Here is a 14858-nt window from a genome sequence, read left to right as displayed (position 1 = left end):
GAAACTCGTGAAGAAGATATCGGCAAGACAAAAAAGTGAATTTATTTGGGGATGGCTATTTATTCTTCCAACAATGCTGGGGCTTATTGTGCTAAATATCTATCCGATGATAGACACAGTAAGGCAGAGTTTTTATAAGACTGGTGATTTTGGCAAAGGCAATGTCTTTGTCGGACTCAAGAATTATGAGAAAGTCCTCGGAGACTCTGAAGTTTGGCAGGCTCTTTGGAATACAGTTAAATATGCTATTGTGGAAGTTCCTTTTTCAGTGGTAATCGCTCTCCTTTTAGCTGTTCTTTTGAACAAAAAACTTAAGGGCAGAGATGTATTTAGAACCATCTTCTTCCTTCCCATGGTTGTCGCACCCGCAGCGATAGCCATGGTTTGGAAGTGGCTCTACAATTCAAATTTTGGACTGATAAACAATGTCTTCCACATAAAGGTCAACTGGATATCTAGTCCTAGCCTTGCTATTTATTCGATAGCAGTTATTGGTATCTGGTCAATGCTTGGTTATAACATGGTTCTTTTCCTGGCTGGACTTCAGGAAGTGCCTAGAGACTTTTATGAGGCAGCAGCAATTGACGGAGCTAATGGATGGGATCAGTTGATACATATTACTGTACCGCTGATATCTCCAACGATCTTCTTTGTAATCGTTACCAGGATCATAGGGGCCATGCAGGTTTTTGACCTTATTTATATGATGATCGACCTCAATAACCCAGCATGGAAGAAAACTGAATCCTTAGTATTCCTGTTCTACAAGTATTCTTTTGAACAGAGTAAAAAAGGTTATGGAGCTACTGTTGTAGTAGTTCTGTTAATAGTAATCATGATACTTACTGGAATTCAGCTGATCGGACAGAAGAAGTGGGTTCACTATAGCTAATGGGAGTACGGGTGTGAAATCTAAAAATATAATTAGCAATACAATCATTTACATAATACTTATACTGGTTTCGATAACCATGCTGGTTCCATTTTTGTGGATGTTCTTGACTGCCTTCAAGTCGGTTTCGGAGACAACTCAGGTTGATCCATTCGTTATCATTCCTAAGGTTTGGAAGGTGGAGAACTTTTCCAATGTTATCAAGGCAATGGACTTTGTAAGGCTCTACGCTAATACGATCATGATGGTGGCACTTCGTATCCTATGTGCTATTATCACATCAACTCTTAGTGGATATGCCTTTGCAAGACTTGAGTTTAAGGGAAAAAACCTAATGTTTGCGCTGGTTCTTTTGCAGATGATGATACCAGTTCAGATCTTCATTATTCCTCAGTATGTAATGGTCAGCAATCTGCATATGACGAATAGTGTTTTAGGACTTTTGTTCCCAGGTGTCGTATCTGCTTTTGGAGCTTTCCTGATGAGGCAGGCATACATGCAGCTTCCAAGGGACTTAGAAGAAGCAGCCCGTCTTGATGGTTGCAGTATACCTCAGACTTTTTACTTCATCATGGCACCCCTTGCCAAGTCTTCTATGATTGCTCTTGGCATCTTTACCGCAGTGTTTGCATACAAAGACCTTATGTGGCCTATGATCGTATGTCCTGATAATCGTGCCACAACCCTTGCAAGTGCTCTTGCCAAGATGAACGGACAGTATTCACAGAAGTATCCGGAACTTATGATGGCAGCGCTAATTTCTTGCGTACCTATGATCATTATCTACATAATATTCCAAAAGCAATTCATCGAGGGTATCGCAACCTCAGGTGGTAAGCTGTAAATGGTAGAAGTTAAATAAAAAAATAAAGTATAAAGCTTGTCCTCATCCCGTTTAGGTCTGAAATACGGGATGAGGATTTTTGACTATTAGAATATGTGGATTATAAATATCGGGCATAAAGATGATAAGATAAAAGGTTTGACAATTAAAAATTGTAATGGTAGCATAAAACCCGTTGAAAATATTGTTAGTAGGGCGGAAGTAATTCTGCCACGGTACGGAAATCCATAATCCTAGCGGGTTATGGATTTTTTTGTTTTAATAATATGTTTTAGTGAGGTCAGTTATGCAAAACGATTTATTTGAAAAAGAAGCTATTCCAAAGGCCTATATGAAAATGGCACTTCCTGTAGTGATGGGAATGGTTGTGACCCTTGTTTATAACCTTGTGGACACCTATTTCATTGCCCTTACAGGAAATACTAATTTAATTGCAGGAATATCACTATGTGCGCCGCTTTTCACACTTCTTTTGGCAATAGGAGATATATTTGGTATCGGCGGAAGCTCAGTTATATCTAGAATTCTTGGAGCTCACGATACAGATGATGCTAGAAAGAAGAGCGTTCTGTGCTTTTATAGTGCGATCATTACAGGTTTAGTATTTACAGTAATCATGCTTGCATTTAAAAAGCAGATACTTATGGTCTTAGGCTCTACTGCTCAGACTTATACATATGCTGATCAGTACTATTCATGGCTTATACTTGGATCAACCTTTGTTATCTTTTCACTTGTTCCATCTAACCTGTTAAGGGCAGAGGGAATGTCGCTGCAGTCCATGATTGGTTCCATCGTTGGAACAGTTGTAAACATGATCCTTGATCCAATATTTATCTTTGGACTTGGCCTTGGGGCAGCAGGTGCAGCTATTGCGACGGTTATCGGATATATTGTGACCTGTGTTTTCTTTGTAGTAATTATTGTTAAAAAGAGTAATGTGCTCTCCATGGACTTTAGGATGTTTAGTCTTGATGCTGCATCCTTTGGAAGTATCCTTGCTATCGGACTTCCTTCAAGTATCACAAACCTCATGCAGACAGTTGGTATCACGCTTACTAATAGATTCCTTCAGCCATATGGTGATGACAATATAGCTATCATGGGAATTGTGCTCAAGATCGTTAATATAGCTCTTCTGGTGATCGTAGGTCTTGCCTTTGGCGGACAGCCACTTATTGGCTACAACTACGGCGCTGGGCTTAAGGATAGATTAAAAAAGATATTGGCTTTCGGAATGGCTGTTACTGGCGGAACTGGAATTGTGTTCTTGGTTCTTTTATCTGCATTTGCAAATGGGCTTATCTCTAGATTCCTGACTGATCCTGAGATGATAAAGATGGGCGTAATGATGCTCAGGATGCAGCTTCTTGGAATGCCACTTATGGGCGTGTGCCTTATAGTGATATGCTCCTTCCAGGCAACAGGTAAAGCTACCGGAGCATTTGTGTTGTCAGCATGCAGGCAGGGAATTGTATTCTTGCCGGTTATGATAATTCTCTCTATGGCAATGGGACTAAATGGTGTTATTTCAGCTCAGTTTGTATCTGATCTTTTTACCACAGTTGTGGCTTTTGTGCTTTTCAAAGTTTTTTTGTGGAAAGAGATATTTGATTGACACCCTACAATGTAGGGTATACCATAAAATATGAGGGGGATATTTATAAGAAACTTGTTAAATCCTTGAAAGAAGAGACAGCCAGAAATAGGAGGTGAATATGAGCTCACTATTTGACGATTTGCAAGAAGGGTTACAAGAGGCAATAGCATATGAGAAAGGCTTGGGGAAGGCAAAGACTACGACATATGTTATTGAGCCGGTTAATAAGTACTCAAATGAGGATATAAAAGAGATAAGAAATAGAGCTGGTATGACCCAGAGCGTTTTTGCTAGTTATATGGGGATATCCAAGAAAACCGTTGAGGCTTGGGAGCTTGGCAGAACACATCCTACTGGACCGGCGTATCGATTACTCGAGATATTAGATGAAGGAAGGGCAGAAAGCTTATCTTTTATTAAAAGGGGGTAACTAATATGGGGAAAAACAATGCAAAAAGCGGTATTGGATTTTGGGCTTTGATATGGCTTCTTGGTCTTGCGGGACAGCTGTGTTGGAACATGGAGAATCAATGGTTTAATACCTTTGTGTATGCCAAGATTGCCAAGGACCCAACTATCATCTCGTGGATGCTGGCTATATCTGCGGCAGCAACTACAGTTTCTACATTTCTTTTTGGATGTGTATCTGACAGAAAGGGTAATAGAAAGACACTTGTATCTGTTGGCTACATTCTCTGGGGAATCTTCACTATCCTCTTTGGAACAACAGAGTTTATGAATAAGGGCAGTAATCCTGCACTTGTTGGAATCGCATTTGCTGTTGTGGCAGCAGACGCCATCATGAGCTTCTTTGGATCTATGGGAAATGATATAGGCTTTAATGCCTGGATCAATGACCATATGACTCCTGACAATTCGGGAGCACTTGGAGCTGCACTTGCAGTTCAGCCTGTAATAGGAACAATTGTAGGAACTATAGCTGGTGGACTTCTTGTTGGCGCAGATGACAATTACATGAGACTCTTTACAGTTATTGGTGGAAGCGTGATTCTTCTTGGAATAGTATCACTGTTTGGTATGAAAGATGTTGATACCTTGAAGCCTTCTATAAAGGGTTCTTTCTCAGAGCAGTTCTTTTCAATATTTAACTTAAAAGCATATCTACAGCACAGAGAACTTGTATTTGTAAACCTGATGCTTGCGGTATACTTCATCTCTTTTAATGTATATTTCTCACATCTTGGTAACTTTATGATCTATTATCTTGGATTTACAGCAGATACCATGGGACTTATAGAGGGTGTGGGACTTATTGTTGCCATGTTCGTTACAATTCCAGCTATTAAGCTTATAAAGGCTGATAGGTCATCACTACTTATATTTGCAGCTATCATCCTTAATTCCATTGGCCTTCTTATCATCGGCCTTTTGGTATCACCTACAAATGTTGATCCAAGCACTGTATGGAATCCTAACCTTATGGCAGGAATGCTGTTTGTGGGCATCGGATATATTCTATTTTTGCAGACTATCACAGTGTGGTCCAAGCGCCTATATCCAGAGGACTCAAGAGGTCAGTTTGAGGGCATCCGAATTGTCTTTTACGTACTGATACCTATGGTAATTGCGCCACTGATATCCAATCCTGTTATCAAGAATAGCGGAGAATTTACCGATGAGTACGGCTTTACAGAGTACCTACCTACTAACGCAGTATTTATCGCAGGACTCATAGTGGTACTGATCACACTTATCCCACTATACTTCGCTCACCGCGAACACCAAAAGTCTTAAATTTATATCACCATTCACAACTTCAGGCTTTGGAGGAGAGGCCCACAGTAGGCTATATACCGCCCATAGTCACCCCAGTGGGGCCGCCAGCCTGAAGTTTATTTTTGTTCATCCTTTGGATTTTTATGTTCATGGCATTATATTTCTTACTTTAAATTCTTTGAAACAAACTCGTCTTTGAGGCACATTTTTGGCTGTAAAGTTTTGGGTTTGAACGATTGTCAAAAAAACGCCATTTTCTTGTGCTCATAAGCAGCTTTTGACACGCATGCGGTTTGCGTTTAGCAAGAGCATGCGTATTAAAACAAAAGCTGCATGAGCACATAGAAAAGTATCGTTTTTTTGATGAGGGCAAAACAAAACTTTACAGCAAAAAATGGCATCAAAGACTCAGACAGTGTTTCAAAAACAGAATTTAAAGTAAGAAATATAACGCTCATGAACATAGAAAAATCCTCAGAGACTCACAAATAATAAACTTCAGGCTGGCGGCCCCACTGGGGTGACTATGGGCGGTATATAGCCTACTGTGGGCCTCCTCCAGAGCCTGGAGCTGTGAATAGTGGTAAAAAAGTAATAAAGACTATTGCATTCTGACATATGCAGGTGTATAACAAATAAGACAACTAAAGAAACGGGAGCTTGTATTACAGGCTGAGAGGAAGGTATGACCTTCGACCGAGAACCTGATTTGGATAATGCCAACGTAGGGATGCCTTGTTTTAGTAGGAGTGAATTTATGCGGAAGCTATCCATATGGTAGCTTCCGTTTTCCGTGATAAGCAGAGTCGTGCACATGCATATACTTTCATGCATGCATGAAAAAGTATATGCATGTATACGACGAGCAACACGAACGAGAAAATACAAAGTATTTTCGAGTTTGTGTCTGCTTATCACACTCACTACATTACAAGGAGATATGGCTATGAAAAAAAGTAACTACTTACTACGAATGGTGATGCTTGCAATGTTTGTTGCATTGGGAGTTGTAATATCACCAATCCTAAGAGTTGAGGGAATGTGCCCAATGGCGCATCTTATCAACGTCACGTGTGCAGTGTTTATGGGACCTGCCTATGCATTTCTTTGCGCAGTTCTGATAGGCGTTATCAGAATGATGATCATGGGGATTCCACCTCTTGCGCTTACTGGGGCAGTGTTTGGCGCTACACTTTCAGGTATTTTCTACAAATTATCAAAAGGCAAGATTATAGCAGCAGTTCTAGGTGAGATCATTGGAACAGGAATCATCGGAGCTATCGTTTCATATCCTGTAATGACCTATTTGTGGGGCAAGGAAGGCCTTACATGGTTCTTTTACGTACCATCTTTTATCATGGGAACTTTGATCGGCGGAAGCATCGCATTTGTACTTCTTTTAAGGCTTAAGGCTACAGGCCAGCTTCAGAAGATACAGGATGCGTTAAAAGACGTACCAAAGGACGAAGATAAGGCGGCGTAAATGGAAATCATAAAAAAGCTAAAGGAAAGTAATAAGCTGATCCACTGCATAACAAATCCAATATCTATGATGCAATGCGCTAATTCAGTATTGGGGCTTGGGGCAAGGCCTATAATGGCTGAACATCCAGGGGAAGTTATAGATATTACGGATTCCGCAGATGCTCTTTTGATAAATCTTGGGAACATAACTGATGTAAGAATGGAAGCCATGAGGAAGTCCTTTGAGACAGCGCTCTATAAAGGGATTCCAATAGTTGTGGATGCTGTGGGAGTGGCCTGTTCTGACATTAGAAAAGAGTTCTTTTACAAGAAACTGATCACAGCGATGGATTGTATATGCACTACTCAAGAATCCAAGCCATTTCTGGTGATAAAGGGAAACTACTCAGAGATAAAGGCTTTATATGATGAAAGTTACAAGGGAAGCGGCGTTGATGGCGACGCTTCCCTAACTGAAGAAGATATAACCAGTGTGGCAAGAAAACTAGCAAAGGACCTTGGGGTAGTGATCCTAGCAAGCGGCAAGACTGACATAGTTACTGATGGAGAGAGAACTTTTACAGTAACTAACGGTGTCAAAGAACTAGGGATGATCACAGGTACTGGCTGTATGTTAGGGGCTATATGTGCGAGCTTCTTATCAGCCCAGGAAGATATCGAAGCTGTGGCAGAAGCCTGTGCGTTTCTTGGAATTGCTGGAGAAAGAGCGGCTAAAGAACCTGTCGGAAGCGGAACATTCTTAGTAAAGCTTTTAGATGAAATAAGCCTTTTAACGGATGAAGTCTTAGACGAATTAGCAAAGATAATAAAAGAGTAGGACGGGAGAAATGGAGAGACTAGATAAAGATAGCATGAAGCTATACCTTGTGACGGATAGTACAGGCCTTACAGAAGCTCTTTTCCTAGAAAAGATAGAGGCGGCGCTGAAGGGCGGCGTAACCATGGTACAGATAAGGGAAAAGGATAAGAGCACTAGAGAGTATATGGAACTTGGACAAAAGGTTCATGAGGTAACTAAAAAGTATGACGTTCCCCTTATGGTAGATGACCGCATAGATGTTGCTATGGCTATAGGGGCAGAGGGAGTGCACCTTGGACAGAGTGATATGCCTGTAGATATAGCAAGAAAGATTGTCGGCGACAAGATGATAATCGGAGCAACTACAAAGACTGTGGATCAGGCTAGGGAAGCCTATGAGCAGGGGGCAGATTACCTTGGAGTTGGAGCAATCTATCCAACAACCACTAAGGTTAAGACAGTTCTGACTTCAGTTGATACCTTGAAAGATATTTGCAGAGCAGTGCCTATTCCTGCAAATGCCATAGGAGGACTTAATAGCAGTAACCTTCAGATATTGAAAGGGACGCCAATAGCTGGTATTTGCGTGGTATCAGCAATCATGAAGGCAGAGGATCCTGAGAAGGCTGCAAGGGACTTACTTGAGGCGACTAAAACAATTTAAGGGGAATGGTATGAAAACAGTTTTGTCGATAGCGGGATCTGACCCATCCGGGGGAGCTGGAATACAGGCGGATCTTAAGACTATGGAGGCTCACGGCGTATATGGAATGAGCGTTATATCTGCTCTTACGGCACAGAATACTCTGGGAGTGCAGGGAGTAATGGAAATACCGGCAAATTTTGTTAAGAGCCAGATTTTGTCAGTGTTTGACGATATATATCCAAATGCCGTGAAAATAGGGATGCTTCCAAATATAGAGGTCATGAAGGCAGTAGCCATGGCACTTGATAAGTACAAGGCTGGGAACGTGGTACTGGACCCAATAATGAGCTCTACATCGGGAACAGAGCTATCAAGGAAAGACTCAAGGAAATACATGATAGATGAGCTTTTTCATAGGTGCACTCTGGTGACGCCAAATATCCCTGAGGCGGAAGCAATATTGGACATATTAAAAGAAGGATCAGGTGGGGGTAATAATCCTCATGAAAGCCTTGATTCAAGGGAAAAAATAGAAGAAGCAGGTAGGAAGATTGGAGAGACCTGTGGCTGCAATGTACTTATAAAAGGCGGCCACAGCTCTTTTGCTGTAAAGAAATCAATGGATTATCTGTATATAGCAGATAAAAAGGGTGGTCTATGGCTTAAAGGAGAGAGGCTAGATAACCCAAATACTCACGGTACTGGATGTACCCTATCAAGCGCCATAGCAAGTAACCTTGCCCTTGGATATGACCTTGAAGAAGCAGTAAGAAAAGCCAAGGAATACCTTGAAAAATGTATCAGAGCGGGGCTTGACCTGGGACATGGAAGAGGTCCACTGCTTCATAACGTATAAAAACAAATCACATAAAGGAGAATAAACATGACTAACTACACAACACAGATGGATGCTGCAAGAAAAGGCATCATCACACCTCAGATGGAGGAAGTAGCAAAGGATGAGTACAGAACACCTGAGGAGATCAGAGACCTGGTGGCTAAAGGACAGGTAGTTATCTGTGCTAACAAGAATCACAAATGTATAAAGGCAAAGGGCGTAGGTTCTATGCTTAAGACCAAGATAAATGTAAACCTTGGTGTCTCTAGGGACTGCAAGGATTACAATATCGAGATGGAAAAGGTTATGGCAGCAGTAAACATGGGAGCTGACGCTATCATGGATCTTTCTTCTCACGGAAATACACAACCCTTTAGAAAAAAGCTTGTGGAAGAGTGTCCTGTTATGCTGGGAACAGTTCCTGTGTATGACAGCGTAATTCATTATCAGAGAGACCTTGCTGAACTCACAGCCAAAGACTTCATCGATGTTATAAGGCTTCACGCTGAGGACGGCGTTGACTTTGTAACCCTTCACTGCGGAATTACTAGAAAGACTATTGATCAGATAAAGAACCACAAGAGAAAGATGAACATTGTATCAAGAGGCGGTTCCTTAGTATTTGCCTGGATGAGCATGACAGGAGAAGAGAATCCATTCTATGAGTACTATGATGAGATCCTTGAAATCTGCAGAGAGCATGACGTTACAATTTCTCTTGGAGATGCCTGCAGACCAGGGTGCCTTGCTGATGCCAGCGATGTATGTCAGATTGAAGAGCTGGTGCGCCTTGGAGAGCTTACAAAGAGAGCTTGGGAAAAAGACGTACAGGTTATGGTTGAAGGGCCTGGCCACGTTCCGATGGATCAGATCGCAGCAAACATGAAGATCCAGCAGACTATCTGCATGGGAGCTCCATTCTACGTACTTGGACCTCTTGTAACTGATATTGCCCCTGGTTACGACCACATCACATCTGCTATTGGCGGAGCTATGGCAGCGGCAGCAGGTGCAGCCTTCCTTTGCTACGTAACACCAGCTGAGCATCTTGCTCTTCCTAATGTAGATGACGTTAAGCAGGGAATCATTGCCTCCAAGATAGCAGCTCACGCAGCTGATATAGCCAAAAAGATCCCTCATGCCATGGATATTGATAATAAGATGGCGGATGCCAGAAGAGTATTTGATTGGGATAAACAGTGGGAATGTGCGATTGACCCTGAGACAGCCAAGGCAATCCGTGCTGACAGGTCACCTGAATTTGATGATACCTGCTCAATGTGTGGTAAGTTCTGCGCGGTACGAAGCATGAACAAGGCTCTTGCTGGAGAACATATTGATATATTATAAAGTTACCATTCACAGCGTATGGAGAATCCGCAAACTGTGAATGGTAACTTTATAAAAGGGCAAAAATATACCCTGGCAAGGAATTTCCTTGGCAGGGTTTTGTTATGCCTTATGATTAAGCTACGCTTGAATTTGTGAGTCTGCTAAGTGCTGCAGCAACTGCTGATGCGCTTTCAGCCTGGTTCTCAAGCTGTGCACCAAGAAGCTTCTTAGGAAGCTGGAAGAAGTATTTCTTCTTGCCTACCCAGATATTGATGCTAGCATGTGTCTTCTTGTCGTTAACTTTGATGTTTGTGATATCTGAGAAGTTGATCTTAACTGTATTCTGAAGCTTTGTTACGTTGTACATGTTAAGTACAGCGAAGTTGATGCTGTCGTTTGTTACACCAACATATCCGTTGTGACGTCTTGAGAATCCGTCATCTGGGAAGAAGCTTCCGATAATTGCTCCGATTGCTCCAAAGAAGCTGAAGAAATCAACACTTGATGGAATTGTGTTCATAAATGCTGTTGCTGTGTACTGCTCTCCCTCAGCAAGAAGTGCACCGAGCATAGCGTTCTTGTCTGCGTCATTAACCTTTTTCATCTGAAAAAAACCTCCATAAAAAAATAATCTTTAAATAAGCAACTCATATACTATACACCATTTTTTTTAAAATGTTGCTTTTTTGAAAAAATATTTGATTTTTTATTCTATAAATCCTCTTAAGCCTCTTCATATCTGAATTCTGAGAAGGATGCTGTTCCACCAAATTCAGATGTACTGAAGTTAAATAGTCCATATCTTGCTCCAGTAAAGTGGTCAAGCTTAAAGGAAAGGGATGAAGTCTGGAGTATCCTTATAAAACCATCTCCTATATCATAGCCAAAGCTTACTTTATCAGGGCATACGCTACTTTGAGTTGTATATCTTTCTGGATCAAAGCTTGCTTCTGCTGATAGGCGAACCTTAGGAGATGAGAGCTTTACCTTGAATAGTTCAAGAGCATAGGAGTCATCATTTCTTTCACCCCAGATTCCAGGAACTGTAACAACGTGATTGCCCATAACAAGATAGTATTCACCGTTTCTTTTGGTTACGGCCACAAATGCGTAGTTACTCTGGAGGATGCAAAGCCCTGAGTAGTCGCCTTCCTTAATATCGGATGCATCTAGCATTACAGACGCTTTTGACTTAGGGAAAAGACATCTCTGAGTCAGGGTGTTCTTGGCCTGAGTTACATTGTTACATAATTTATCAGTAGTGATGGAAAATGTTCCTTTATCTTTATCATGTGAAATAAGCGTTTTGTCAGGCTCGTGATTGTACTGCCAAAAGCTCTTTAGCTCGCCCTTAAAATCATCATCTCCAAAAAGAGGTGCATAACTATAGCCTGGATTAAGGTCCGGTGTGGAAAACTCTTCAGGGATCACACCGTTATCACCAAATATAGGGATGCTAAGCGTGTCTTTTGACCAATTAATAGGCATCAAGATAGGAAGACGACCTACAGCACCGCTATCCTGGAAGAGGATTGAATACCACTTTCCATCTGGCGTATCAACAATACCGCCCTGGGCTACGCCCATTCCTCTAAAGCCTCTGTCATCATCCATTACGTCAAGGCCTACAAATTCGTCATCGAGAGATTTAGCGTAAAAGCAGCTCTCAGTTCTTTTACCAGTTGTTCTAGGCATATGTATAAGGAAGATGTAGTAGTAACCGTTTATCTTGTAGAAGTGAGCGCCTTCATAGCCAAGATAGGCATCTAACTTATCTCTAATAATGATCCTGCTGTCTGTTCCTTCCTTGGGACCAGTTAGATCAGCGTTTAACTCAGTTAAATAGATATCCCTGTTTCCTGACAAGATGAAGATTCTTCCGTCATCATCAAAGAGAATAGAGTTATCGTGATAGAATCCTTCAATCTCGCTCTTTTCCCAAGGACCGTCTATAGTTTTGGACTTAAATAGGTATGTCTTGTGAGTGTCATTGGCCACAAAGATGATGTAGAACATACTCTGATGGTATCTGATACTGGCAGCCCACATGCCCTGGCCATAGATGTTCTCCTTGCCTGTAAGACGCTGAGATGGTGTTGAATCAAGGGTCTCATACACATAGGAAGCGTGCTCCCAGTGAAGAAGGTCGTAGGAGCGCAGTATCTCGCAGCCAGGCATGAAGTACATGGTGGTACTGACCATATAGTAGGTATTGTCAACGCGGATAACATCTGGATCTGGATAGTCCAATGGGATCAATGGATTAATTGGATTCATAAGTATAGACCTTTCGTTTTATTCTGAAAACAATTATAGATTTTGAGGACAGCTCTTTTCTCTGAAATTATTGCTGATTTTATATCGCTTTTTGCGGACCGGATAGTCGTTAATATTAATTTTTATCAATAAAAGAGATTAAGTTTGCCATGATGTAATTGTTTAAATTTGTGGTATCATAATATTTATCAACTAATATGTGCGAAATTAATGTCGATATTATAAATATAATCAACAAACAAGAACAAAATTAATGTCGACATATTAAAAAACATCAAGAGGAGTGAGTTATGAGGAATGTAGAGAAGTATCAACGTCAGTATTTCATGCCACCAAAGGTAACCTACGACTGGGTTACTAAGGACTATATCGATCATCCACCTATTTGGTGCAGTGTTGATTTAAGAGATGGTAACCAGGCCCTTATTGAGCCTATGAGCCTTGATGAGAAGCTTGAGTTCTTTACCATGCTTGTAAACCTTGGATTTAAAGAGATTGAGATCGGCTTCCCAGCAGCATCAGAGACAGAGTTTGAGTTTGCAAGAACTCTTATTGAGAAGAACATGATCCCTGATGACGTAACAGTTCAGGTTCTGACTCAGGCAAGAGAGCATATTATCAAAAGAACTTTCGAAGCCGTTAAGGGCGCTCCAAGAGCTATCATTCATCTTTACAATTCCACATCTGTAGCTCAGCGTGAGCAGGTGTTCAAAAAGAGCAAAGAAGAAGTTAAGAAGATTGCCGTTGAAGGCGCTAAGCTCCTTGATAAGCTTGCAAAAGAAACTACTGGAAATTTCTCTTTTGAATATTCACCAGAAAGCTTTCCTGGAACAGAGGTAGACTATGCTGTAGAAGTCTGCAACGCAGTTCTTGACGTATGGAAGCCAAAGAAGGATAACAAGGTTGTCATCAATATTCCAACAACTGTAGAGATTGCAATGCCACACGTTTTTGCAACTCAGGTTGAATATATCAGCAAGAATCTTAAGTACCGCGATGCTGTAACTCTTTCTCTTCATCCACACAATGACAGAGGAACAGGCGTCAGCGACGCTGAGCTTGGATGCCTTGCTGGAGCAGATAGAATCGAGGGTACACTTTTTGGAAATGGTGAGAGAACAGGAAATGTTGATATCGTAACTCTTGCGATCAACATGTATTCTCACGGAGTAGATCCAGGACTTGATTTTAGCCACATTACTGAGATCGGTGAGACCTATGAGAGACTTACCAGAATGCATATCTATGAGAGACAGCCCTATGCTGGACAGCTGGTATTTACAGCCTTTTCTGGATCACATCAGGATGCTATCTCCAAGGGCTTTGCTTGGCACGAGCAAAAGAAGGACGGCGGCATATGGTCAGTTCCTTATCTTCCAATAGATCCAAAGGATCTTGGAAGAGAGTACGACGGAGACGTTATCAGGATCAACAGCCAGTCTGGTAAGGGCGGCGTAAGCTACATCTTAAAGACTAACTATGGCATGATGGTTCCTAAGGAAATGCAGGCCGATGTCAGCTACACTATCAAGGATATTTCTGATAGAGAGCATGCTGAGCTTTCACCTGCACGTATTTATCAGATCTTTGAAGATAAGTACATTCACAATGACAATATATTCAAGATCACAGAGTGTCACTTCAAGCAGATAGATGGTATCCTTGCAGAGATCACCATAAGTCATGCAGACAAGGATCACACTGTAGAAGCTAACGGTAACGGACGTCTCGATGCTGTCAGCAACGCTATCAAACAGTACTTTAATGTAAGCTATGAGCTTTCTACTTATGAAGAGCATGCTCTTTCAAGAGGATCATCTTCTAAGGCTTGTACATATGTAGGAATCACCTACAATGGCAAGAAGTTCTGGGGCGTAGGTATCGACGAAGATATCATCAGATCTTCTATCAACGCTCTTGTAATAGCTGTAAATCAGATCGATACTGTTAGAGATATCAAGAACAGCAAGGATGAGAGGATCAACTCTATCATCAATTACATTCAGGAAAATTACCTTACTGTAACCCTTGATGATTTGTCCAAGCAGTTCTATCTGTCCAAGCCTTACCTTTCTAAATATATTAAGGAAAAGTCAGGTATGACCTTTGGCGAAAATGTTAAGAGGATCAGACTTAACAAGGCCAGCACTCTTCTTAGAAATGGAAATATGAAGGTTGAGAAGGTTGCAGAGGCTGCTGGATATCAGAATGTTGAGCATTTCAACAGATTATTCAAGAAAAAGTATGGAATGACGCCTGTACAGTATAGAAGTAGCAGATAATATAGAGTAGATACAGTCCCTGTCTGGAAAATTTGACCAGACAGGGATTTTTTTGTGGATACATCTGCACTCTTGAGCTAATACTATTGGCTTTTGAAATATGATATAATGAGTTGCTTATATAGA

13 protein-coding genes and 1 riboswitch are annotated in these 14858 nt (G+C 41.3%); of the genes, 11 read left to right on the top strand and 2 right to left on the bottom strand.

The window, feature by feature from the left end; genetic code table 11:
- The first annotated feature begins 7 nt into the window (after nucleotides 1-7).
- The 10 genes from BLS24_RS03295 to thiC all read left to right on the top strand — a co-directional run bounded on the left by BLS24_RS03295 (nucleotide 8) and on the right by thiC (nucleotide 10191).
- Entirely contained in the window at nucleotides 8-892 is an 885-nt protein-coding gene (locus tag BLS24_RS03295) for a carbohydrate ABC transporter permease (protein ID WP_242872220.1), read from the top strand.
- Nucleotides 893-905: 13 nt separating this feature from the next.
- Nucleotides 906-1736: a carbohydrate ABC transporter permease gene (locus BLS24_RS03290; protein ID WP_242872219.1), complete on the top strand. Its 831-nt coding sequence runs from the start codon at nucleotides 906-908 to the stop codon at nucleotides 1734-1736.
- 286 nt (nucleotides 1737-2022) lie between these two features.
- Entirely contained in the window at nucleotides 2023-3354 is a 1332-nt protein-coding gene (locus BLS24_RS03285; RefSeq protein ID WP_091756109.1) for an MATE family efflux transporter, read from the top strand.
- Between the two features lie 100 nt (nucleotides 3355-3454).
- Nucleotides 3455-3766 (top strand): helix-turn-helix domain-containing protein, encoded by a 312-nt coding sequence (locus BLS24_RS03280; protein WP_091756107.1) that lies wholly within the window; start codon nucleotides 3455-3457, stop codon nucleotides 3764-3766.
- A 5-nt stretch (nucleotides 3767-3771) separates the two neighbouring features.
- Complete coding sequence (locus tag BLS24_RS03275) at nucleotides 3772-5091, top strand: MFS transporter (protein WP_091756104.1); 1320 nt, start codon at nucleotides 3772-3774, stop codon at nucleotides 5089-5091.
- Between the two features lie 624 nt (nucleotides 5092-5715).
- A riboswitch (TPP riboswitch) is annotated at nucleotides 5716-5821 on the top strand.
- Nucleotides 5822-6019: 198 nt separating this feature from the next.
- The gene (gene thiW, locus BLS24_RS03270) at nucleotides 6020-6556 is read left to right on the top strand and encodes an energy coupling factor transporter S component ThiW (protein WP_091756102.1); all 537 of its coding nucleotides are present in this window, start codon (nucleotides 6020-6022) and stop codon (nucleotides 6554-6556) included.
- Nucleotides 6557-7375: a hydroxyethylthiazole kinase gene (gene thiM / locus BLS24_RS03265; RefSeq protein WP_091756100.1), complete on the top strand. Its 819-nt coding sequence runs from the start codon at nucleotides 6557-6559 to the stop codon at nucleotides 7373-7375. It abuts the gene before it with no gap.
- Between the two features lie 10 nt (nucleotides 7376-7385).
- A complete protein-coding gene (thiE, locus tag BLS24_RS03260; protein WP_091756097.1) occupies nucleotides 7386-8021 on the top strand; it encodes a thiamine phosphate synthase in 636 nt (211 codons plus the stop codon).
- Nucleotides 8022-8031: 10 nt separating this feature from the next.
- Nucleotides 8032-8859, top strand: a complete 828-nt coding sequence (gene thiD / locus BLS24_RS03255) for a bifunctional hydroxymethylpyrimidine kinase/phosphomethylpyrimidine kinase (protein ID WP_091756095.1) — start codon at nucleotides 8032-8034, stop codon at nucleotides 8857-8859.
- A gap of 27 nt (nucleotides 8860-8886) precedes the next feature.
- Nucleotides 8887-10191 (top strand): phosphomethylpyrimidine synthase ThiC, encoded by a 1305-nt coding sequence (gene thiC, locus BLS24_RS03250; RefSeq protein WP_091756093.1) that lies wholly within the window; start codon nucleotides 8887-8889, stop codon nucleotides 10189-10191.
- 115 nt (nucleotides 10192-10306) lie between these two features.
- Here the strand turns inward: thiC and BLS24_RS03245 are convergent, their stop codons facing one another.
- A complete protein-coding gene (locus tag BLS24_RS03245) occupies nucleotides 10307-10777 on the bottom strand; it encodes a hypothetical protein (RefSeq protein ID WP_091756091.1) in 471 nt (156 codons plus the stop codon).
- Nucleotides 10778-10896: 119 nt separating this feature from the next.
- On the bottom strand, nucleotides 10897-12450 hold the full coding sequence (locus BLS24_RS03240) for a glycoside hydrolase family 43 protein (RefSeq protein WP_091756089.1): 1554 nt from the start codon (nucleotides 12448-12450) through the stop codon (nucleotides 10897-10899).
- Nucleotides 12451-12740: 290 nt separating this feature from the next.
- Here BLS24_RS03240 and BLS24_RS03235 point away from each other — a divergent pair, with 290 nt between their 5' ends.
- Nucleotides 12741-14732, top strand: a complete 1992-nt coding sequence (locus tag BLS24_RS03235; RefSeq protein ID WP_091756087.1) for a 2-isopropylmalate synthase — start codon at nucleotides 12741-12743, stop codon at nucleotides 14730-14732.
- The last annotated feature ends 126 nt before the right edge of the window (nucleotides 14733-14858 follow it).

Source organism: Butyrivibrio sp. INlla18 (assembly GCF_900103635.1).
Taxonomy (GTDB): Bacteria; Bacillota; Clostridia; order Lachnospirales; family Lachnospiraceae; genus Butyrivibrio.
The sequence above is the reverse complement of the archived record's forward strand: the minus strand, read 5'-3'. Positions and strand labels throughout refer to the sequence as shown.